At 41.6% G+C, this 22,018-nt stretch carries 21 protein-coding genes; 9 read left to right on the top strand and 12 right to left on the bottom strand.

Going from position 1 to position 22,018, the window contains the following annotated elements; translation table 11 throughout:
• From rplV to CDG62_RS04680, 8 genes are all read right to left on the bottom strand, one after another.
• Complete coding sequence (rplV, locus tag CDG62_RS04715) at positions 1-330, bottom strand: 50S ribosomal protein L22 (protein WP_065994096.1); 330 nt, start codon at positions 328-330, stop codon at positions 1-3.
• Positions 331-339: 9 nt separating this feature from the next.
• The gene (gene rpsS, locus CDG62_RS04710; protein WP_004281508.1) at positions 340-615 is read right to left on the bottom strand and encodes a 30S ribosomal protein S19; all 276 of its coding nucleotides are present in this window, start codon (positions 613-615) and stop codon (positions 340-342) included.
• Between the two features lie 19 nt (positions 616-634).
• Positions 635-1,459 carry a 50S ribosomal protein L2 gene (gene rplB / locus CDG62_RS04705; protein ID WP_004691322.1) on the bottom strand — a complete coding sequence of 275 codons (825 nt, stop codon included), beginning with the start codon at positions 1,457-1,459 and terminating at the stop codon, positions 635-637.
• 11 nt (positions 1,460-1,470) lie between these two features.
• Entirely contained in the window at positions 1,471-1,791 is a 321-nt protein-coding gene (gene rplW, locus CDG62_RS04700) for a 50S ribosomal protein L23 (RefSeq protein ID WP_004691323.1), read from the bottom strand.
• Positions 1,788-2,390: a 50S ribosomal protein L4 gene (gene rplD / locus CDG62_RS04695; protein WP_004691326.1), complete on the bottom strand. Its 603-nt coding sequence runs from the start codon at positions 2,388-2,390 to the stop codon at positions 1,788-1,790. Before rplD ends, rplW begins: the two co-directional genes overlap by 4 nt.
• An 11-nt stretch (positions 2,391-2,401) precedes the next feature.
• Positions 2,402-3,040, bottom strand: a complete 639-nt coding sequence (gene rplC, locus CDG62_RS04690) for a 50S ribosomal protein L3 (protein ID WP_010327592.1) — start codon at positions 3,038-3,040, stop codon at positions 2,402-2,404.
• A 60-nt stretch (positions 3,041-3,100) separates the two neighbouring features.
• Positions 3,101-3,412, bottom strand: a complete 312-nt coding sequence (gene rpsJ / locus CDG62_RS04685) for a 30S ribosomal protein S10 (RefSeq protein ID WP_000070912.1) — start codon at positions 3,410-3,412, stop codon at positions 3,101-3,103.
• 262 nt (positions 3,413-3,674) lie between these two features.
• Positions 3,675-4,415 carry a type 1 glutamine amidotransferase gene (locus CDG62_RS04680; RefSeq protein WP_087527383.1) on the bottom strand — a complete coding sequence of 247 codons (741 nt, stop codon included), beginning with the start codon at positions 4,413-4,415 and terminating at the stop codon, positions 3,675-3,677.
• A gap of 161 nt (positions 4,416-4,576) precedes the next feature.
• On the opposite strand from CDG62_RS04680, the gene CDG62_RS04675 reads away from it, so the two are divergent.
• The 8 genes from CDG62_RS04675 (at position 4,577) to CDG62_RS04640 (ending at position 13,586) form a co-directional block, all read left to right on the top strand.
• The gene (locus CDG62_RS04675) at positions 4,577-5,785 is read left to right on the top strand and encodes a PLP-dependent transferase (RefSeq protein ID WP_087527382.1); all 1,209 of its coding nucleotides are present in this window, start codon (positions 4,577-4,579) and stop codon (positions 5,783-5,785) included.
• A gap of 8 nt (positions 5,786-5,793) precedes the next feature.
• Positions 5,794-7,374, top strand: coding sequence for a helicase HerA-like domain-containing protein (locus CDG62_RS04670; RefSeq protein WP_087527381.1), 1,581 nt, complete (start codon positions 5,794-5,796; stop codon positions 7,372-7,374).
• 196 nt (positions 7,375-7,570) lie between these two features.
• Entirely contained in the window at positions 7,571-8,401 is an 831-nt protein-coding gene (locus CDG62_RS04665) for an oxidoreductase (RefSeq protein ID WP_087527380.1), read from the top strand.
• A 53-nt stretch (positions 8,402-8,454) separates the two neighbouring features.
• Entirely contained in the window at positions 8,455-9,450 is a 996-nt protein-coding gene (locus CDG62_RS04660; protein WP_087527379.1) for an AraC family transcriptional regulator, read from the top strand.
• 340 nt (positions 9,451-9,790) lie between these two features.
• Entirely contained in the window at positions 9,791-10,999 is a 1,209-nt protein-coding gene (gene hmpA / locus CDG62_RS04655; protein ID WP_087527378.1) for an NO-inducible flavohemoprotein, read from the top strand.
• A gap of 88 nt (positions 11,000-11,087) precedes the next feature.
• On the top strand, positions 11,088-11,537 hold the full coding sequence (locus CDG62_RS04650; protein WP_087527377.1) for an RrF2 family transcriptional regulator: 450 nt from the start codon (positions 11,088-11,090) through the stop codon (positions 11,535-11,537).
• Positions 11,538-11,640: 103 nt separating this feature from the next.
• Entirely contained in the window at positions 11,641-12,501 is an 861-nt protein-coding gene (gene yihA / locus CDG62_RS04645; protein ID WP_087527376.1) for a ribosome biogenesis GTP-binding protein YihA/YsxC, read from the top strand.
• Positions 12,502-12,641: 140 nt separating this feature from the next.
• Complete coding sequence (locus CDG62_RS04640; protein ID WP_087527375.1) at positions 12,642-13,586, top strand: metal-dependent hydrolase; 945 nt, start codon at positions 12,642-12,644, stop codon at positions 13,584-13,586.
• A 55-nt stretch (positions 13,587-13,641) separates the two neighbouring features.
• On the opposite strand, the gene CDG62_RS04635 is transcribed toward CDG62_RS04640, so the two are convergent.
• Complete coding sequence (locus CDG62_RS04635; protein ID WP_087527374.1) at positions 13,642-14,901, bottom strand: dicarboxylate/amino acid:cation symporter; 1,260 nt, start codon at positions 14,899-14,901, stop codon at positions 13,642-13,644.
• Between the two features lie 205 nt (positions 14,902-15,106).
• Positions 15,107-15,979: an acyl-CoA thioesterase gene (locus CDG62_RS04630; RefSeq protein ID WP_087527373.1), complete on the bottom strand. Its 873-nt coding sequence runs from the start codon at positions 15,977-15,979 to the stop codon at positions 15,107-15,109.
• Positions 15,980-16,271: 292 nt separating this feature from the next.
• Here CDG62_RS04630 and plsB point away from each other — a divergent pair, with 292 nt between their 5' ends.
• Positions 16,272-18,845, top strand: coding sequence for a glycerol-3-phosphate 1-O-acyltransferase PlsB (plsB, locus tag CDG62_RS04625; protein WP_087527372.1), 2,574 nt, complete (start codon positions 16,272-16,274; stop codon positions 18,843-18,845).
• A 160-nt stretch (positions 18,846-19,005) separates the two neighbouring features.
• Here plsB and CDG62_RS04620 read toward each other — a convergent pair whose 3' ends face one another.
• Both CDG62_RS04620 and CDG62_RS04615 read right to left on the bottom strand, forming a co-directional pair.
• Entirely contained in the window at positions 19,006-20,925 is a 1,920-nt protein-coding gene (locus CDG62_RS04620) for an acyltransferase family protein (RefSeq protein WP_087527371.1), read from the bottom strand.
• A 262-nt stretch (positions 20,926-21,187) separates the two neighbouring features.
• On the bottom strand, positions 21,188-22,003 hold the full coding sequence (locus tag CDG62_RS04615; protein WP_087527370.1) for an NAD-dependent epimerase/dehydratase family protein: 816 nt from the start codon (positions 22,001-22,003) through the stop codon (positions 21,188-21,190).
• Positions 22,004-22,018: the final 15 nt, after the last annotated feature.

The raw sequence follows: 22,018 nt of genomic DNA, 5'->3' as shown, positions 1-22,018 counted from the left end.
TCAAACCCCTACCTTAACGGTAATGTGACAAGTACGCTTAGTAATACGATCTGCACGGCCTTTAGCACGTGGCATAATACGTTTAAGGCTCATACCTTCATCAACGTAAATCGTAGTAACCTTAAGGTCGTCTACATCTAAACTGTTATTGTGTTCAGCGTTTGCAATTGCAGATTCCAATGCTTTTTTAACCAAAACTGCAGCTTTTTTGTTGCTGAAGTTAAGAATATTAAGCGCGTGAGCAACAGATTTGCCACGGATTAGGTCTGCAACCAAACGAGTTTTTTGTGCCGAGATAGCGGCACCGCGTAATTTAGCAGTAACTTCCATCATAGCACCTTAACGTTTAGATTTCTTGTCAACACCGTGACCACGATAGGTACGAGTTGGCGCGAATTCACCAAGTTTGTGACCAACCATATGTTCAGATACGATCACTGGAACATGGTTACGGCCATTATGTACAGAAATTGTTAAACCAACAAAATCTGGGAGGATCATCGAACGACGCGACCAAGTTTTGATCGGCTTACGGTTATTAGCCGCGATAGCCGCTTCAACCTTAGCGAACAAGTGCGCATCGACGAATGGGCCTTTTTTCAGAGAACGAGGCATTGTCAGATTCCTTTACTTGTTACTTAACGCGACGGTCGCGAATAATCATCTTAGTCGTACGCTTATTGGTACGTGTCTTGTACCCTTTAGCTTTTTGACCCCATGGGCTTACAGGTTGAATACCTTTGCTACGACCTTCACCACCACCATGCGGGTGATCTACTGGGTTCATCGCCATACCACGAACGGTAGGACGAACGCCACGCCAGCGCGCTGCACCTGCTTTACCAAGTGAACGAAGGTTGCTTTCTTGGTTAGAAACTTCACCAAGAACTGCACGGCACTCAACGTGAATTTTACGCATTTCACCAGAACGTAAACGAACGATAGCGTAAGAACCGTCACGACCCAACAACTGAACTGAAGTACCAGCAGAACGAGCTAATTGCGCGCCCTTACCGATTTTAAGTTCGATGTTGTGAAGAGTAGAACCGATAGGCATGTTGCGAAGCGGCAAACAGTTACCTGGACGAATTGGAGCATCGTTACCAGATTGAACTTTATCGCCAGCGCGAAGGCCTTTAGGCGCAATGATGTAGCGACGCTCACCATCAGCATACAATACTAGTGCAATGTGTGCTGTACGGTTAGGATCGTATTCAATACGCTCTACAGTTGCAGGAATACCATCTTTGTTACGTTTAAAGTCAACTAAACGGTAGTGCTGCTTGTGACCGCCACCAACGTGACGAGTCGTGATGTGACCGTTATTATTACGACCACCAGTACGTTTTTTAGCTTCAACCAACGGAGCATAAGGCGCGCCTTTGTGAAGATGGTCGTGAACGACTTTCTCTACAAAGCGACGTCCAGGAGACGTTGGCTTACATTTTTGAATTGGCATAATTCTCGTCCTTATTCCGCTGCGCTTTCAGCGGTATCGCCCAAGTCAGCCATTTCAACATCTTGGCCAGCTTTCAGGGTGACGTATGCTTTTTTAACATCAGAACGGCGTCCTAATGTTTTACCAAAGCGTTTAGTCTTACCTTTAGTGATCGTTGTGTTAACTTTAACAACCTGAACACCAAACAATTGCTCAACTGCTTTTTTGATTTCAAGTTTGTTTGCATCAAGTGCAACTTTAAAAACTTGAACACCAGCAGTTTCGCCTAAAACTTGTGCTTTTTCTGAGAATACAGGTCCTTGTAGGACTTGATAGATACGTTCGTTGTTCATCCGAGTTCTACCTCAATTTTCTTAGCAGCAGCTACAGACATAACAACTTTATCGAACGCAATCAAGCTAACAGGATCGATAGCAGCAGCATCAACCACATCAACGTGTGGAATGTTGCGCGCTGCAAGGTATAGATTCTCATCTACAGATTCTGTAACGATCAATGCACGAGTAGCATTCAAGTCGTTAAGTTTTGCAAGCAACTCTTTAGTTTTTGGAGCAGCAACAGCAAACTCTTCAACCAATACAAGACGATCTTGGCGAACAAGTTCAGCTAAGATACATTGCATTGCACCGCGATACATTTTGCGGTTAACTTTTTGAGACCAATCTTGTGGGCGAGCAGCAAAAGTTTTACCACCACCTACCCAGATTGGGCTACGAATAGAACCAGCACGAGCGCGACCAGTACCTTTTTGACGGAATGGCTTTTTGCCACCGCCAGAAACGTCTGCACGTGATTTCTGAGCTTTTGAACCTTGACGGCCACCAGCTAAATAAGCTGTAACAACCTGATGTACAAGAGCTTCATTGAATTCACGACCGAACGCAACTTCTGATAATTCAACAGCAGAGCCGGAAACAGTATTTAAATTCACGTTATTTCCCCTCAGGCCTTGATCGTAGGACGAACAGTTACGTCACCACCAGTAGCGCCAGGAATCGCACCCTTCACTACTAAAACTGAACGTTCTGCGTCGATAGATACAATTTCTAGACCCTGTACAGTTACGCGTTCAGCACCTAAATGGCCAGCCATTTTTTTGCCTTTGAACACGCGACCAGGAGTCTGGTTTTGACCTGTAGAACCTAGAACACGGTGAGAAACTGAGTTACCGTGAGTAGCATCTTGCGTACGGAAGTTCCAACGCTTAACACCACCTTGGAAACCTTTACCTTTCGACTGACCAGTTACGTCAACTACTTGACCAACTGTGAACATGTCTACACCGATAGTTCCACCAACTTCACGACCTTCAAGATCAGCTTCTGTTGCACGGAATTCTTGAACTAGACGACCAGCAGCAACACCCGCTTTCGCAAAGTGACCTTTCTGAGCGTTAGTTACGCGAGATTCGCGACGTTCACCAGTAGTGATTTGAATCGCTTGATAACCATCAGTTTCAAGCGTTTTGATTTGAGTGATGCGGTTAGGATCAACCTCAATCACTGTAACAGGCACAGAAACACCAGCATCTGTAAAGATACGTGTCATACCGCACTTGCGACCGACTAAACCAATAGCCATGTGCATAAACCTCTAAAAAAGCGGCCTAATTAACTTAGAGCGTTAATTAACCCGAAAGCCTTAACCCAATGCGATCTGAACATCAACACCAGCTGCAAGATCTAACTTCATCAATGCATCTACAGTTTTGTCTGTAGGTTGAACGATGTCGATCAAACGTTTATAAGTGCGGATCTCGTATTGGTCACGCGCATCTTTGTTAACGTGTGGTGATGTTAAAACGTTAAAACGTTCAATGCGTGTAGGCATTGGAATTGGACCACAAACTTGTGCGCCAGTACGTTTTGCTGTTTCTACGATTTCTTGAGCTGATTGATCAATTAAACGGTGATCAAAAGACTTCAAACGGATACGAATTCTCTGGTTAGACATACCAGTTAACTCCAAGCCAAATATATAAAGAATCACTCCTGACGCATCTCACCCCACTATAAAGGTAAGTGTCAAGAGCAGTGAAATATCACTAAGGTCATGATCGATGCCACGACTGTCACGATGTTAACTACTTTATTCGCAGTTAACCCCCTTTCATTAAAGGGTCGCTCATTATAGCCATTGTTTAATGCATAAGCAAATCCATTTTTGATTTTTTACAATATATTCAATTTGTTTGGATTATCAGTAGCTTAAAAAATCATCGACAGACTGTTTGCCGCAACACATAATCAATTGCACTATTAAGAATCTGATTTCCCTCAATAAAATTTAATTTCGATGATTTTTTCAATTCGGTTTCCGTTGCCACGTATTGACCTGAAAACTTATTCAATTCATCATCATTTTCTAAAAAGAGTGCCAAGGTTTCTGGCACCATCTCTGGGTGAAATTGAAAACCCAATACATTCTTTCCAATTTGGTACATTTGATTACGACAGACTGTATTTTCAGCCAAATGCACCGCACCTTTTGGAATTTCAAAGGTCTCGCTATGCCATTGCATCACATTAAACTGTTCAGGTAACTCAAAGCATTCTGTTGGGACGTGCTGGATTTTACGTACTGTCGCCCAACCCAACTCCTGTTGTTCATTACGACTGACCGCAGCACCGAGTGCATTGGCAATCAGTTGCCCACCCAAGCATAAACCAATCGCAGGTTTTCCTGCAGCCAAGTAACGTCTTAACCAACGCTTCTCAATCTTTAACCATGGAAAATTCGCTTCGTCATTCACACTCATTGTGCCCCCCATAATGATGAGTAAGTCCACATCCTCAATACTCGGTAAGGCTTCTATCTCTAAAGCTTGGTCTACAGGTAAAGCAAAAAACTCTGTTGCACTGATCACTGCACCTTGTTGTTTTAAATACGTATAGCAACTGCCGAACCCTTCACCAGCAATATGCTGAAAATAATGTACTTTTAAATGCGACGTCATGCGCTTATGCCTTCTTTTTACTATCCTTATAGATGATTTAGCAAAATTGAAGCCAACTTTTTATTTTGCTTACCTTTATTCACATTTACTCAATTTTCTCGCCTATTTAGAAACTTTCTCTTAAGCTAAAAACAATTTATCGCTTTATGATGAGTCGATTCGTGAAAAAAAATCCGCAAACCACCTTGGTTCATGCACCAAGACAAGCGCCTCAGTACATTTCAACAGTTCAACCTCCCTTGTATCGTGCATCGACAATTATTTTTGAAGATACCAATGCACTGTTTAATCGCCATTGGACCGATGACTATGACTATAGTTATGGCACCCATGGCACCCCTACAACTTTTACATTGAGCGATAACATTGCACAAATTGAGGGTGGAACCTACTGCTTACTGGCGCCGAGTGGATTATCTGCCATCAATCTGGTGAACTCATGTTTTTTAAGTCATGGTGATGAAGTCTGGGTGGCGGATAATATTTACGGGCCAAACATGGAGCATCTTCGTAATCTAGAAAAACGCTACGGCATTGGTGTTCGTATTTATAACCCTATTGATGTGTCTTCTTTCCAACCGACGAAAAAAGCAAAACTGATTTGGCTAGAAGCCGCAGGATCGGTCACACTAGAGTTTCCAGATTTGGTCGGATTGGTGAAAAAAGCACAAGCGCATCATGTGCTCACTGCTCTAGACAACACTTGGGGCGCAGGCCTTGCCTTTAATGCTTTCGATTTTAGTGATGCGCACTTAAGTGTAGATGTGACGGTACATGCTTTAACCAAGTACCCAAGTGGCGGTGGAGATATTTTAATGGGCTCAGTCGTGACACGCGAGCGTGCTTTACATCATCAACTCTTTCGTACGCATGCCATTCAAGGCATTAGTGTCTCTGGGGATGATGTTGCTCAAGTCCAACGCAGTCTAGCCTCAATGCGCATTCGTTATGCTGCCCAGTCTGAAAGTGCACTACAACTCCTAACATGGCTAAAACAACAACCGGAAATTGTGCAGGTCTTACACCCTGCTGATTTGAGTTCTGCGGGTCATTCATATTGGAGAGACATTTGTGTCGATCAACACAGTGCAGGTTTAGTCAGTGTCATTTTCAAGCCCGAATTTGATCTACAGGATATTCGTCAATTTTGTGATGCCCTGTCACTCTTCAAACTCGGCTTTAGTTGGGGTGGTCCTGTCAGTTTGGTGATGCTGTATGACCTCAAAGACATGCGTACACTTGAGCATACACATTTACAACAAGGTTTATTGGTTCGCTTTTGTATAGGACTAGAACATCCTGTCGATTTAATTCAAGATATAGAAAATGCACTAAAACAACTGAATAACCATCACAAAAAAATTGAATAGGAAGAAGTATGAGCACCCCGATCACCATTGCTAAGAAAACCACGAATACCCAACAAGATATTGTTCTACACTCAAAGTTTGCCAACCGTCATGGCTTAATTGCAGGAGCAACAGGGACGGGTAAAACCGTAACCCTGAAGGTGTTGGCTGAAAGTTTTTCCAGACTCGGGGTGCCCGTATTTTTAGCCGATGCCAAAGGCGATGTATCCAGTATCGCTAAAGCTGGTTCGACCAGCACAAAGTTTGAAGAACGTCTGAAACTTCTTGGTATTGATAGCGTACCATTTGCCGCCTCACCAACTGTTTTTTGGGATTTGTTTGGTGAACAAGGTCACCCGATTCGCACCACCGTATCTGAGATTGGTCCGATTCTATTGGCACAAATGCTCAATCTGAATGATACACAGGAAGGTGTATTATCGGCTGTCTTTCGTGTTGCTGACGATCAAGGCATGCTACTGATTGACTTTAAAGACTTAAAATCCATGCTGACCTATGTCAGTGAAAATGCATCCGAACTCAAAGCAGAATACGGCAACCTCTCTCCTGCCAGTCTCGGGGCGATTCAACGCAATCTACTCGCACTTGGCGATCAAGGTGGCGATGATTTCTTTGGCGAACCAAGCTTAAATATTTTAGATTTTATTCAAACTGATGCTAATGGCTTAGGTTACATCAATCTGCTCGCTGCAGATAAGCTGATGAATACGCCAAAGCTGTATGCCACATTCTTACTATGGATGCTTTCAGAACTGTTTGAACAACTACCTGAAGTTGGCGATATGGAGAAACCAAAACTGGTGTTCTTCTTTGATGAAGCGCACTTATTATTTGACAACGCTAGCCCTGCCTTGCAGGAAAAAATCGAACAAGTGGTTCGTCTCATCCGCTCCAAAGGCGTCGGGATTTACTTCGTCACCCAAAGCCCATTAGATATTCCTGAAAGTGTATTAGGTCAACTGGGTAATCGTGTGCAACATGCCCTACGTGCATTTACACCCAAAGATCAAAAAGCCGTAAAAACCGCAGCGGATACCTTCCGTGCCAACCCTGAGTTTAGTGTCGCTGATGCGATTACCCAGCTTGGTGTTGGTGAAGCATTAATTAGTTGTCTCGATGCACAAGGCACACCGCAGATCGTAGAGCGTGGTTGGATCATGCCACCATATTCAGCATTTAGTCCAATCACACCTGAAGAACGCAAGGCATTCATCGCAAATAGCATCGTTGCAGGCGTTTACGAACAGGTCGTCGACCGTAATAGTGCTTATGAAATGCTCAATAAAAAAATGGCTAAACTCGAACAACAAAAAGCCGCTGATGCAAAAGCTACTGAAAACGCCAAAGCACAAGCTGAACTGGCTAAGCAACAAGCCAAAGAAGCGGAAGCAATTGCCAAACAGCAAGCGCGTGAACAGGAGCGTGTTGCCAAAGAACAGCAAAAAGAAGCTGAACGCTCAGCTAAACAACGGGATAAGCTGATTCAAGACACAGTCGGAACTTTTGCCAAAAGTGCGGCACGTAGTCTTGGTGGCAGTACTGGACAGAAAATTATGCGTGGGATTCTCGGGTCTATTTTCGGTAAGTAATACTCGCCTATCCACTTCAAACCATCATCGAACGTCACCAACTTTTGGTGACGTTTTTTATGTACGACGATTAAATACTCTATTACAACATGACGTCATCCGCATATAACTTGGCACGATCGGATGTCAGAAATCTGGTCTCAATTACTAAAATTCAATCATCAAGTTAGATCAACAAAGTATTGAGGACAGCCAAATGAATAAAGCCCAAGAACAAGTGGTATTAATTACAGGTGCATCATCAGGCATGGGTAAAGCTTTTACACACGCCTTATTACAACAAGGCGCCATCGTATATGCTGTAGCACGTCGTCTTGAAGCAATGAATGAGCTAAAAATGCTCGGCGCTCGCACATTAAAAATGGATATCAGCCGATCTGAAGACATTCATCACGTCATCCAACAGATTGAACAAGAAACCCAAAGTGTCGACATCCTGATTAACTGTGCAGGATTTGGCTTATACGGTGCTATGGAAGATACGTCGATTGCAGACGCCCGCTATCAATTTGAAGTGAATCTGTTTGGCATGGCTGAATTGACACAACAAGTTTTGCCCGCCATGCGCCAAAAAAATAAAGGGCGCATCATCAACATTTCCTCAATGGGTGGAAAAATTTATACGCCGCTCGGTAGTTGGTATCATGCCAGTAAACATGCTGTTGAAGGCTGGTCAGATTGCCTACGTCTAGAACTGAAAGCTTTTAATATTGATGTGGTGGTAATCGAACCCGGTGCGATTAATACTGAATTTGCCGATGTCATGGTCCAACCCATGCTTTCACGTTCAGGTACAGGTGCTTATGCCCACATGGCGCAATCGGTTGCCCATGCTACCAATGAATCGGTGCGTAAAGGTGAGCTCTCAGATGTACAAATCGTGGTGGATATGTTGATAAAAGCCGTTAATGCAAACCAACCAAAGACCCGATATGTGGGTGGCAAGTATGCCAAACTCATGATTTTTGTGCGCAAATGGTTTGGGGATCGTATTTTCGATATGATGGTCATGTCAGTCGTTAAATAAACCCAGCGACTCATTCACATAAAATCGTAATATCTAATGCAGGGGTTGCCACCATGAAATATACAACAAAGTTTGTACTGCAACCTAACTGGAGGCTTTTTTTGATTGATTTAGGCATCCGACCTGAAGATGTAGTGCGACAAGCTGCCCTGCCATTAGATGCGTTTAACCGTGAAAAAATGGAACTTACGCCACAACATTATTTTCAATTTTGGGAAGCTGTTGAACATATTGCAAATATTGAGCATTTACCACTTAAAATCGGGCAAATGCTCTCAGTAGAGCTCTTCGATCCCGCCATTTTTGCGTGTATATGCAGCCCCAATTTAAGCGTTGCTTTGGAACGCATAGCGCTGTTTAAAAAATTGATTGGCCCTATTCATCTAAATACAGCAACCGATGCTCAGCAAATGCGCTTAGAGATTGAATTATATCAAGTCAGTGAAGCCATTCCCCAAAGTCTGATACTGACAGAATTGGTCTTTTTTACGCAGTTAGCACGATTATGCCTGCGTAGTCATATTGTGCCACTAGCAATCACTTTACCCAAACTCCCCGAACAACTCGCACCCTATCAAGACTACTTTGGCATCACTCCAAAGAAAGGCTCAAAAATTTCGATCAGTTTTTCACACGTAGACTGCACCAAACCCTTCTTAACAGCAAACCCAACCATGTGGGCATTTTTTGAGCCCAATCTCAGACAAAATCTGCTGAATTTAAACAATGCGGTGCAAACACAAGAAAAAGTTAAAACGATTTTACTGGAGAATTTACCTGTTGGGTTGAGCCGAATTGAGGATGTCGCAGAAAAACTGGCGCTCAGTAAACGTAGCTTACAACGACTTTTAGAGGAGGAGCAGACCAACTTTCAAAGCATTTTGGATAATACGCGACAAGCTCTCGCCGAACACTATCTCACCCGCTCCTCAATTAGCCCCAGTGAGGTGTCCTATCTACTCGGCTTTCAAGAAGTGAACTCTTTTGCACGTGCATTCAAAAAGTGGACAGGCGAAACGCCCAATGCTTTTCGACATCGCTATTCGTAATCAAATGTTAAAAAGACCTCTTGATAAATTAATACCTCAAGCTTCACAACCACTCAACAATAAAAAAAATCTATTTAAGCCGTTAAAGAAACACTAAATGAAACAGCAATTCCATATAATGTTTCTTTGAAATATAAAAATATCCCTATAGCCGCAATAAGAACGATCTAAAAGGAGAAAATCAACATACTAAAAATATTAAATAATTCATAAACATACCGAAATTTTTTATTATATACCTGAAAATATTTTATCCTTTACTTTAAAGATGTATTTACATTACATCTTTAAAGGTGTATTTTTAATACATCTTATAAATGATAGCCAAGAGAGATCAAAAATGACTCCGCAGCAAATTGAACTTGTAAAAGCAACTGTTCCCGTCCTTCGTGAAAACGGTGTCGCACTCACAGGTTATTTCTATAACCGTATGTTAGGCAATAATCCTGATTTAAAAGAAACTTTCAATATGGGCCATCAACGCAGTGGTGCTCAAGCACAAGCTTTGGCGGGTGCAGTGTTGGCCTATGCAGAAAACATTGAAGACCCTTCAGTATTGCTTCCTGTGGTTGAGCTAATTGCTCACAAACATGTCAGCTTGAATATTCAAGCACCCGACTACAATATTGTTGGGGAAAACCTCCTTCATTCGATTAGTGAAGTTTTAAGTATTTCAATGGAAGATCCGTTGATTGATGCTTGGGCTGCGGCGTATGGTCAATTGGCGGATTTATTCATTAACACTGAAAAAGCGATTTATGAGCAACATCAACAAACCAAAGGGAGCTGGTTAGGCTGGCGCAACTTTAAAATCGCGAAAAAAGTGCTTGAAAGTGAAGAAATCACGTCGTTCTACCTTGCCCCTGTTGATGGTGGTGATTTACCAAAATATGAAGCGGGTCAGTACATTTCAGTACGTGTATTTGTTGAGGAACTTGGTTTAAAACAACCACGCCAATACACCCTTTCAACTAGCCCTCAAGCAGATTATTTACGTATTTCGGTCAAACGCGAAGACGAAAAAGGCGATTTGGCAGGAGGCTGGGTGTCAAATACCCTGCATGGTTTAGCTGAAGGTGCTGAAATTGAAGTATCTGCACCAACAGGTAACTTCTACCTGATTGATCCAAACAAGCGCAATGTCTTTATTAGTGGTGGTGTTGGCCTCACACCTATGGTAGCGATGCTGAATCAGTTAGTGACTTTGGATATGCCAGAGCCTGTGACTTTTATACACGCCTGCCGCAGCAAGCAAGTGCATGCTATGAAACAACACATTCATGACTTAAAAGCCAAATACCCACGTTTAAGCACCTATACTGCATACGAGTTCCCACATCAAAGCGATGTATTGGGTCAAGATTATGATGCGAAGGGTCGCCTTGATTTAAATACTATCGATAGCGCGATTCTACCTGTAGAAGCGGATTACTACTTATGCGGCCCAATGCCATTTATGGCAGAGCAACAAAAAGCCCTGATTGCACGTGGTGTTCCTGCCGAAAATATTCACAGTGAAGCTTTTGGCACAGGTGGTGTCCATCACTAACCCATGCCAGTGGCATAAAATAGAGAGGGTTAGTCAGGTTATGCTAGACTAGCCCTTTGTTTTTTGCTTATCAACGATTAATACCCTCATGCAGCTCAATAAATTTACAGATTATGCTTTGCGAATTCTGATGTATGTCTCTCAGCCGAAAGCGCTGCCACATACCATTGCAGAACTGGCACAAGCACTTCAAGTGTCTGAAAATCACTTGATGAAAATCGTGCATTTTATGGCAAAGCAGCAATGGATTATTACCGCACGCGGTCGTGGTGGTGGGATTCGACTCAACCCAGAAACCCTACATTTAAGACTAGGACAGATTGTGCGGGTTTTACAAGCCGATCAAAACATTGTTGAGTGTAATAGCCCGCCCTGTGTACTCCGCTCTAACTGTGGTCTGAAAGGTATTTTAGATAATGCCTTAGATGAGTTTTACAACAGCTTAGACCAATACACCCTAGCTGATGTGCTTGGTACCTCTTCGCAGAATAAGTTTGCAACACACTCCCCGATTAGCCTAATCAATCTTGTAGATTAAAATCTTTTCTCGACAAGATTGCCGACTTTATGTTGCAAAGGTCGATTGCCTGCCCGACTTCTATTATAATGGCTGATTGTAGATCATAAATTGAAGTTGAGTTATGCACCACAGCCGAGGAAAATCCAAAAACAGTAAGATTGCTGCTGCCCCAAAGCAAAAAATTAGCTATGAAAAAAAGGTAGATTCTGCAGTTACTGAATATGCTGTGCGCGCTCTCAACTGGTTGCGTAAAGCAGAGTTTTTAATGAGTGCTCCGAAGCTCAATCTTTGCGTTGAAGATACAGGCTATGAAATTGCCTTTGCAGGTCGTTCAAATGCAGGTAAGTCTAGTGCTATCAATGCCTTAACTAACCAAAAGCAATTGGCTCGTGCCTCGAAAAAACCAGGTCGCACGCAGATGATTAACTTTTTCAGTCTAGGTAATCCTGACCAGCGTCTGGTCGACTTACCTGGCTATGGTTATGCAGCTGTGCCTGAAGCAATGAAAATCGTATGGCAAAAAGAGTTAGAAAACTATCTGATTCACCGTAAAAGCTTACAAGGCTTAGTCTTATTGATGGATATTCGTCATCCGCTACAACACTTTGACGTGATGATGTTGGAGTGGGCATATTCACGTAAATTGTTTGTGCATGTGCTACTGACCAAGTCCGACAAACTCAACCGTGGCCCTGCCTCTAAAGCATTACAAGAAGTTAAAGCCCAATTGAAAAAGATGAAACTTGATTTCTCAATTCAATTGTTCTCCTCCCTCAACAAGCAAGGCCTAGAAGAACTGGCAAGTGTGATGGGTGGACGCCTGAATTTTACTTTAGATCAAGCCCAACACTTTGACTTAAGCAGCATTCCAGATGCAACAGCCGATGAGCTAGATGCAGAAGAATTCGATGAAGATACTGAAGCCGATATGAATATTGACGCTGAAGACAATGCTCAGGCCAAACCACAGCCCGAGGCATAACTTTTAAACGCCACTCGATAAAAGCATCATCTATTGCTGTATACGTGTCCTCTATTGCTAATTGCGATCGGGGACTTTTTTTTATACTGACTTTATTCAGCTCGTGAAAAAGTTCAACACATATAAAAATAGGTCAGTATATGAAATTATGGTCTCGATTGAAAAAAAACAAAATTCGTTCCTCTATTGCCTACACCATTAAGCCCCGCAAAGTTAAGTTTGAGTGGCAAGACAGTCCGATTGATTGGATTCCCAACCAACCTTTTGCCAGCTATTTCATCAATGAAATTAATATGATCCTGCCTGCAGGCGAGTTCTGGTTCTGCCGCCTCTATAACAAAGTCTTACCGCAAATTAGTGATGAAAAGCTGAAGCAGGATGTACAAGCCTTTATCCGCCAAGAAGCCATGCATGCGCAAGCACACAACTCAGCCAATAAAGAGTATCTCAGCCAAAGAAAGATTGATGTCTCCCGTAATCTAGAATTGATGGATTTCTTATTTGGAAAATTACTGGCCGATAAACCCCTTGATCTAACTGTACCCAAAGCACTTGAACACCAGTGGGATCTGTTTCGACTTGGCATTATTGCGACGGTGGAACACATGACCTGCGTGCTTGGCAAATATGCACTATATAACACTGAATGGGAGAAAATGGGCGCAGACCCTGCCATGCTAGACTTAGTGAAATGGCACGGCGCAGAAGAAATTGAACACCGTACTGTCGCATTTGATTTGTACAGACATTTAGGCGGTGGCTATATTGCACGTTATTATTTGAGTCTCGTCGTAATTGCTGCCGTTCTCGGTTTATGGGTCGATGGTGCAGCCCAGATTATGAAACAAGATGATCGTTTTAAGTCGATTCAACCCAGTCTGTTTAAACCTTGGATTTGGCGTGAATGGTTCTCTATTTCCAAGCGGAATCATCAAGTACTACCAAGCCCGCTCTGGTTAGTGTCACAACAGTTCGGCTATTTGGTGCCATGGTATGACCCTGTACACGAAGCCAAAACAGAAGATGCGATTACCTACTTAGACCAATCCCCAGCAGCTAAACGTGCCATGCTCAAAGTCGCTTAAATTCCAAAATAAAAAAAGCAGCTCAATCGGCTGCTTTTTTATTCTAGAGCAAGACTTAAGATGAATTTGATAAATTCGGTAAAGGTGCATCCATATCTTGGGTATGTCGATCGACCACCACACTAATCATCATGTCACCTTGTACATTCACCACAGTACGCACGGTATCCAGTAAACGATCAATCGGCAATAAAATCGCAATCGCTTCAGCAGGAAGCCCGACAGACTGTAATACCATAATCATGGTGACCATGCCTGCACTCGGAATCCCCGGAGCACCTAAAGAAGCAATCATCGCCGTCAAACACACCACCAACTGTTGACTCAAGGTCAAATCGAGTCCCATCAAGTTGGCAATAAACAAAGCCGCTGCCGCCTCATACAGCGCAGTACCATCCATATTGAGCTGCGTCCCCAATGGAATCACAAAACCCGCCGTTTGCGGACGTACACCGAGATTTTCTTGCGCACATTTCAATGATAAAGGCATAGTCGCCGAGCTTGAACTGGTGGCAAAAGCAGTAATTAACGCCACACGCGTGCCTTTAAAAAAGGTGATCGGATTCATCTTGCCAAAAATCCACAGCAATAGTGGCAAAACCACCAGACCATGAAAAATGGTGGTGCCCGTTACCACAGCCGCAAACTCAGCCAAACGGCTCAATACCGAAATGTCTTCAGTGGCAATCAATTTGGCGAGTAAGGCAAAAATTCCCAGTGGTGCCAGTTTCATCACCCACCCAATCATCAGCATCATGATGTCAAAGAACTGTTGACTGAGCTTACGCACCGTACGAAATTTTTCTCCCCCTTTGACGAGCGCTACACCTATGAACAATGCAAAAACCACCACCGCTAAAACATTACCTTCGGCAAAAGCTTTGAACGGGTTAATCAGCGTATTTTGAATAAAGTTGGTGAAGAAAGAAGATGGCGTGAGGGTATCGGGAGTTTGATGAGAGGCCATGGCATCTTGAAACATGGCAATATCAACCCCTTTGCCGACTTCAAATAAATGCGCGCAACTTAAACCCAATATCAAAGCCAAAGTCGTGGTGGTGACACAGCATGCCAGCGTAATTTTCCAAACACGGGAGAGCTGGCCGCCTGCTTGTAAGTTGGATACTCCCACCACAATTGAGCTAAAAATGAGGGGAATCAGGAGCATTTTTAATAGACCAATAAAAACACTGCTGATCACCCCGATTCCATACAAACTCATTTCTAAAAAAGCGGTTTCAGGAAATAGATTTAAAACAAACCCGAAGATGACCCCGAAGATCGCTGCAATTAGAATTTGCGTGTTTAAGCTCATAGCTTCATGCTTTTCAAAGATTTCTTTGAGAAACTATGCCATGTGAATTGGCTAGAATCGAGGATTTTTTTGTCACAAGTACTGCACATTTCCCCATATGCCTATCACCAAAGGTGAGACCATGACAATGTAGCTCAGCTCTGACCACCTTTCAGTCATAAAAAAAGCTGAGTCATTTCACTCAGCTTTTTCTTATACTCAAGCTTTATTGGGCTTCGATTTCACGGAGCCGAATCAAACCTTCTTGCGTAGTACTACACACCAGCTCACCGTTTTGCCACATCCGACCAAAGTTTAAACCACGTGAACTGGCACTCACTGTGGCGTCCATGTCATATAGCATAAACTCATCTACACGAAATGGTTTATGGAAATACATAGCATGGTCGATACTTGCACACTGCAAACTTGGAGACAAATAGCTTAAACCATGCGGACGCAGTGCCGTAGTCATTAAGGTAAAGTCTGAATAGAATGCCGCAATCGCTTGATGTAACGAAACCTCATCCACCTCAGTTGCAATGCGATCATGCGTACGAATATAGTGTGCATAGACAGGCGCTTCAGGCTGTGGTTGATATGGATTTTGTGGATTGACGGGACGAATTTCCACGTGACGATCCCGCATAAAACTTGCGCGCACATTTTCGGGCACAAATTCTACCATCATCTTTTTCAGTTCTGCCTCAGACTTTAAAGACTCTGGTGCTGGATACTCAGGCTCACCGATTTGATAATTTAGCCCTTCTTCATTGTCAGCAAAAGACACCATGCACATAAAAATGGTTTTACCATGCTGAATCGCGCGTACTTGGCGACTGACAAAACTACGCCCATCTCGAATCCGATCGACTTCATAGATAATCGGTGCGTTCACATCGCCACCAAACAAAAAGTACGCATGTAAAGAATGGGCCGGGCGGTCTGTGGTATATGATGCCGCACGCAGGGCCTGACCTAAGACTTGTCCACCAAAAACACGCTTCCCAACCAAATTACGGCTTTGTCCACGAAAGATATTTTCCTCAATTCTTTCGAGGCTCAGTAATTCAACCAACTCTTGGGTTAAAGCATTCATAAACAACCTACTTAATGGTGAGATACCCAATATTTATGTAAAGTGACAGGTATCATATATAGAGCATAAATTCTATTTTGCCATAAATTCAGACTAAAACCCTATAGATTACTTGACTGAGTTGTCATCAGTTTTTTTCGTTATTTCCGACTAAAAATACGATTTTTAACGATAAAATTCACCATATAAAACAAATTTGTCAGGAAATGACATACGGTTTATGTTTACAATTACGCAAAATAAATACCCCTTCAGACAAACTGCGGGATTGGTCATTTAAGCAGGAGTGTATATGTCCAAAAGTGGCTTTGGTCAAATGTATAGAAAGCTTTCAAGTAAGCTTCTTGACCTCATCGTAACCCCACATGTATTGGGTGAGGTTCCAACAGAACCGACAGCAACCGATGCTGACTCTGCAGCTTCAGGCCATCCAAAAAAAATTGTCTGTTATGTGCTTCAAAATCACTCACGCAGCAATGCGCTGTTGGTGGATGGTGAAACGCGTCGTTTAAAGCTCGCTCCTGCACTAGACCCTTTAGTCTTGGGTACACATCAAGAAAAAGCATCAATCGTGTTTCTACAACATAACGATGAAAATAATTTACTTAACGCTCCATCCCACACCTTTCCACCACGTCTTTTACGTTTGGTGGAAGCTTTAGAAAAACAACCCGACTTAGACGTTGAACTTGTCCCCGTGACAGTGCTTTGGGGGCGTTCACCAGATAAAGAAGACTCTTGGTTTAAATTGTTATTTACTGACACTTGGGCGACACCAAGTACAGTGAAACAGCTGATGAATATTGGTTTACATGGTCGCCAGTCATTTTTAGAGTTCCATGAAAGTCAGTCTTTACGTGCTTTAATTGACTTTGCAAAAACCACCTATCCGAACTTATCGCCTGCAACGTATATTCTAAATACCCTAAATAATCAGCTCGATGCACACCGTGAAGCAGTACTCGGCCCTGACCTTTCAGATCGCCGCAACGTGATGCATTCTTTGATTAAAGCCAATGATGTACAAGATGCCATTCGTCGTGAAAGTATCCGCGGCAAAATTAGCATGTTGGATGCAGAGCGTCGTGCCATTGGTTATGTCAATGAAATCGTATCGGACTATTCACATTCCACCATCCGTTTTGCTGAAATGGCGCTAGCACGTTTATGGACGCAGCTCTATGACGGGGTTGAAGTCCATAACTTCAATACGGTTCGTGAGTTGGCAAAAGATTATGAAATTGTGTATACCCCATGTCACCGCAGCCATATCGACTATTTACTGCTGTCTTATGTTGTGTATAACCGTGGTTTGATGGTGCCTTATATTGCCGCGGGCGATAACCTGAATATGCCATTTGTTGGGCAAATTTTACGTGGTGGCGGTGCATTCTTTATTCGCCGTACCTTCCGCGGTAACGCACTCTATACTTCGGTCTTTAAAGAATACCTATACAGTATTTTGTCGCGTAACACGCCTTTAGAATACTTCATCGAAGGTGGTCGTTCACGTACAGGTCGTCTGCTACCACCGAAGACAGGCATGTTGGCCATGACAGTGCACAGTCACTTGCGTGGTCGTGCCAAACCGATTGTCTTTGTTCCGACCTATATCGGCTATGAACGCTTGATGGAAGGTGCAACCTACGTTGGTGAGATGAACGGTAAACCGAAAGAAGCTGAATCTGTCTTTGGGATTCTGCAAACTTTACGCAAAATTGAACGTATTTTTGGGAAAGTCCATCTCAACTTTGGCGAACCAGTCTTCTTAGATGACATGCTGAAAAAGCATGGCGCTGAGAATGTACAAATTGCTAAAAATGATGATCCGATTCCGCAAGAAGTCTCTGATGCTGTAAATAGTTCTGCACATGCGATTTTAGAAAATATTAACCGTGCCGCTGTGGTGAACCCTGTTTCATTACTGTCTTTGGTTCTATTGGCCACTGAGAAGCATACGCTTGATGAAGAAATCTGTATCAAACAGCTTGATACCTATCGCAAGTTGTTGACCACACTTCCTTATGATGAGCGCCTCTTGGTCACACCATTATCAGGTAAAGAAATCATTGCTTATGGTTTAAAGCTGAAACTGATCAAACGTGTCAATCACGTACTGGGCGACATTATTGCAATTGCGGACAATCAAGCGGTACTGCTAACCTACTTCCGTAATAACATTTTGCATGCCTTTGTATTGCCATCACTCGTTGCCGCTTTGGTTGAACACAATGGAACCATTGGCCGAGGTGATTTAATCAATGTGATTCGCACGCTCTATCCATTCTTAAAAGCAGAATTGTTTTTAAAATGGGAAGATGCTGAACTCAAAGATCAAATCTGTGCCTATGTAGATGGTTTGATTCAAGCCAAACTGATTTCTGAAGATGCCGAAGGCCACTTGATTTCCCCTGCTCCAAACAGTGAAGATCATAACCAGTTGGTGGTATTGGCAGCGCCAGTCATGCAGAGTCTTGAGCGTTACTACATGACGCTTGCGTTAATTACACAGCGTGGTTCTGGGAATATTTCAGCGCGTCAAGTGGAAGAGCTCAGTCATTTGGTGGGTCAGCGTTTGTCTGTCCTATATGAGTTCAATTCACCAGAATTCTTTGATAAAGCCTTGTTCCAGAGCTTTATTAAAGTGCTCACGCAACAGGGTTATATCAGCACCAACTCAGACAACGCGATTGTGTTTGATGAGAACTTCCAAAACGTTGCACAATATGCCAACTTGGTACTAGATGATGTCACACTACAAATGTTGCAACACATCACCACTTTCAGCGATGAAGAGCTGAAAGACACGCTAGACAAAGTGGCTGCTGAACAAGCGAAGAAGCGTTTGAAACGTAAGAAGAAGTAATTTCTTTTTAAAAGCATAGGTATCTACAAAATGTAGGTGCCTATGCTGTAAGTCTATGAATAAAACCTATTTCGCATAAGAGATTTTATGTTAAATGCATAAAAAATAAGAAGCCTAGAAAATCTAGGCTTCTTATTTTATTGAATGAGGAGCCTGTAAATTACTTTTTTAAAGCTTCTTTAAACATAGGTACTAATAATTTATTGCCATACTCACTTAGATGATCCCCATCCCGATAAATAGGTCTGTTTTTATATGTGAAAATGCATTCACCATTTTTACATAAAATTTTAGAAGGATCTAAAACTTGTACATTACATTGATTAGCACTTCTATTAATAATTTTCCGCACTTCTTCAGATCTGCTCAAATAACTATCATATGAGATAGATGTTTTTTTCTTTATCCCCCCAAAAGAATCTTTTACAATTTTTTTCGGAGCATTAAAGCCTAGTTCTGGAACAGGTTGAATAATATAAAGTGGATTATTTATAGAAACTTCACACAAAGTTTTCCTTAGATTCTTCTCAAAAGTATTTAATCTTTTACTTTGAGTCATTTCAGTATTATTTTCAAAATAAATTAAAGGCTTAGGGCCCTCAGGCGGTATGCGGTCTGGATCGTTTTCTCCTATTAGATAGCTAGAGTACCTTCCAGCTAAGATAATCGGAATATTTTGATATTTTTTAGATTTTATGAGATCTAATCTTTGTTGGTTAATTTTAGGACACAGTTGTTTTTTATCATAGTATTGTAAATTTTCAATTAAAGGACATGAAGATGTAGATAAAGCAATAATTCCTTCAGAGTTTAAATTAAAAATAGATGCCAGAGATGTTGTTAGTGACTCAGCATGACTATCTCCTATAATGATTGCTTTAATATTAGATGAATTTCCTATAACACATTCATATAATTCATTTCTTATACATTTATAAGGGTTTGAATTGGATCTTTCTTTCTCTGCTATTTTTGATATTTCCGAAAGACGTGATTCTATTCCATCAGTTTTGCTTATAGTATATCCACAGCATAAAATAACTAAAAACATATATAAAGGTTTAACTTTATATATGTTTTTCCATGATGAATATCTTGGAAAATTAATCATTTCAATGAATTGATAGCTTAAGAATCCAAGTAAGATGGATAGTGGAATGCCATATAACCACCAATTTTCAAATGAAAAATAGAATCCTAAAACGACTAAAGGCCAATGCCATACATAAATAGAATAAGACCATTTCCCTATATAATTAAAAGCGGGGTTATTGATGATGGGATTATTTTTGAAGTTACTTACAATAATTAAATATGCACCAAGTACAGGTATTAGTGCCATATAACCGGGCCATAATGTATCTTTTGACATTAAGAAATATGAAACAAGAATAAGTGTAATGCCTAACAATTGAATTGTAACTTGCTTAATTTTCTTTCGAATATGCCAAGGATATAGGAAAGCCAATCCACCGAGTAGCATCTCCCAAGCTCGGCTTGTTAGTAAGAAATAAGCAGTTTTACTATCTTTGTAGGTTGCATAAAAACAGTAGATAAAACTTGCTAGAAATAAACTTATAACGACACGTTTTAAATTGTTGAGGCTTAAATATTTTTTAAGAGCAATAATTATTATTGGAAAAAAAATATAGAATTGCCATTCAACAGATAAAGACCAAGTGTGAAGAAGCCACTTAGTATGCTCTGCAGTATCAAAATAACCTCCACCTTTTGCAAACAAAAGGTTTGATATAAATAAAGAGCTTTTTTCAACTTGATGGCCTAAGTCACTATAGTCACTTGGAATTAAATAGAACCACCCAAATACGAGTAAAATAGCTGACATTGCAGCTAATACAGGAACTATTCGGTTTGCTCGAGCATTATAAAATTTGAATAAACTAAAAGTCTTTTTTTCTACACCATTAAAAATAATGGATGTCATTAAAAAACCTGAAATAACAAAAAAAACATCAACCCCAGCAAATCCACCCGGTAACCATTGTGGGCTAAAGTGAAAAACAACAACAGCAAGAACGGCTATTGCTCTAAGCCCATTTATATCGTATCTAAATTTCATATAAAACAAGTGGTAAAGTTATAATTTTCACATTTTATTACTTAATGAAATTGAAATCAGAATTAATGATTATTTTAAAAGTTTTCTAAAATTAACATAATACACCCCATACGAAACTATTGAAATTTTTACATAATAATCAATATCTTAGTAAAATCCATTCTAGCATTCAGCGCACTAGAACGGATTTGTCATGAATATTCACGTTCCACAGCCATTTCCCAAACGATGCTTCACATTTTTTATGAGTGAAAGTAAAAAATTATTTTGACTCACGCTCTTCTAACAATGCCAAATAATCATCAAAACAATGTGGATGCTGTAATTCAAAATTCATCTGCTGCATCCGCGTAGCATAAATTTGCTTGCCTGATGGAACATCACTTTTCAAAACCAAAGCTGGTAGTCCTAACTGCTGTTGAAACCATTGAATAATTTCATGCAAAGGCAGTGGTTGGCTATTGCTACAAAGATAAGACTTTTCAGTATGTTCCACGTGAAGCAAGTGCGCTAGAAAACCCACCAAATCCTCAATATGAATTCGGTTTGACCAATGTAGTTTAGGATAAGTTTTTGTGATTTCTGCAAGTTTTATCATACGACTAACTGAGGTTCCATAAATGCCTGTTGGACGTACAATCACACATTCAGATGGATAAGCCTGTTGCCACAAAGTTTCCATATTCAATAACACCTGCCCTTGCGCATCGCTCGGCTGGGGACATGTGTCATCATCAACTCGCTCACCTGCACTTTCACCATAAACGCGTGTGGAAGAAACCACGATCACTTTTTTTAAAGGATGACTTTTTAAGGCGTGTAGCATGGGTGCAATCGAGTCTACAAAAGTTCGCTGATACGCCTCCACCGTACTGCCCTCAGGCGAGAGTAAGACATACACAGCATCAACCGGTGCGATTTGGGACAGATCCAACTGATGAATATCTTGAGTCAAATGCTCAGCCCAATCATCGGATTTCGGACTTCGGCTAATTGTGGTAATTTGGTGGCCTTGCTGAAATAACTGTTTAGCAACACGCTGAGATGTTTTACCATAACCGATAAATAAAATATGCATTTAGCACCAAATCAC

It is taken from the genome of Acinetobacter sp. WCHA55, from assembly GCF_002165305.2.
In the GTDB taxonomy this organism is placed as follows: Bacteria; Pseudomonadota; Gammaproteobacteria; order Pseudomonadales; family Moraxellaceae; genus Acinetobacter.
The sequence above is the reverse complement of the archived record's forward strand: the minus strand, read 5'-3'. Positions and strand labels throughout refer to the sequence as shown.

Bases quoted from the DNA above. Each gene is read 5' to 3' on its own strand.
- CDG62_RS04680 (WP_087527383.1), bottom strand. From the start codon at position 4,415: ATGACGTCGCATTTAAAAGTACATTATTTTCAGCATATTGCTGGTGAA.
- CDG62_RS04635 (WP_087527374.1), bottom strand. From the start codon at position 14,901: ATGAGCTTAAACACGCAAATTCTAATTGCAGCGATCTTCGGGGTCATC.
- rpsS (WP_004281508.1), bottom strand. From the start codon at position 615: ATGCCTCGTTCTCTGAAAAAAGGCCCATTCGTCGATGCGCACTTGTTC.
- yihA (WP_087527376.1), top strand. From the start codon at position 11,641: ATGCACCACAGCCGAGGAAAATCCAAAAACAGTAAGATTGCTGCTGCC.
- rplV (WP_065994096.1), bottom strand. From the start codon at position 330: ATGGAAGTTACTGCTAAATTACGCGGTGCCGCTATCTCGGCACAAAAA.
- CDG62_RS04665 (WP_087527380.1), top strand. From the start codon at position 7,571: ATGAATAAAGCCCAAGAACAAGTGGTATTAATTACAGGTGCATCATCA.
- rplB (WP_004691322.1), bottom strand. From the start codon at position 1,459: ATGCCAATTCAAAAATGTAAGCCAACGTCTCCTGGACGTCGCTTTGTA.
- CDG62_RS04615 (WP_087527370.1), bottom strand. From the start codon at position 22,003: ATGCATATTTTATTTATCGGTTATGGTAAAACATCTCAGCGTGTTGCT.
- CDG62_RS04650 (WP_087527377.1), top strand. From the start codon at position 11,088: ATGCAGCTCAATAAATTTACAGATTATGCTTTGCGAATTCTGATGTAT.
- CDG62_RS04660 (WP_087527379.1), top strand. From the start codon at position 8,455: ATGAAATATACAACAAAGTTTGTACTGCAACCTAACTGGAGGCTTTTT.
- plsB (WP_087527372.1), top strand. From the start codon at position 16,272: ATGTCCAAAAGTGGCTTTGGTCAAATGTATAGAAAGCTTTCAAGTAAG.
- rpsJ (WP_000070912.1), bottom strand. From the start codon at position 3,412: ATGTCTAACCAGAGAATTCGTATCCGTTTGAAGTCTTTTGATCACCGT.
- rplW (WP_004691323.1), bottom strand. From the start codon at position 1,791: ATGAACAACGAACGTATCTATCAAGTCCTACAAGGACCTGTATTCTCA.
- CDG62_RS04670 (WP_087527381.1), top strand. From the start codon at position 5,794: ATGAGCACCCCGATCACCATTGCTAAGAAAACCACGAATACCCAACAA.
- rplC (WP_010327592.1), bottom strand. From the start codon at position 3,040: ATGGCTATTGGTTTAGTCGGTCGCAAGTGCGGTATGACACGTATCTTT.
- CDG62_RS04630 (WP_087527373.1), bottom strand. From the start codon at position 15,979: ATGAATGCTTTAACCCAAGAGTTGGTTGAATTACTGAGCCTCGAAAGA.
- hmpA (WP_087527378.1), top strand. From the start codon at position 9,791: ATGACTCCGCAGCAAATTGAACTTGTAAAAGCAACTGTTCCCGTCCTT.
- CDG62_RS04620 (WP_087527371.1), bottom strand. From the start codon at position 20,925: ATGAAATTTAGATACGATATAAATGGGCTTAGAGCAATAGCCGTTCTT.
- CDG62_RS04640 (WP_087527375.1), top strand. From the start codon at position 12,642: ATGAAATTATGGTCTCGATTGAAAAAAAACAAAATTCGTTCCTCTATT.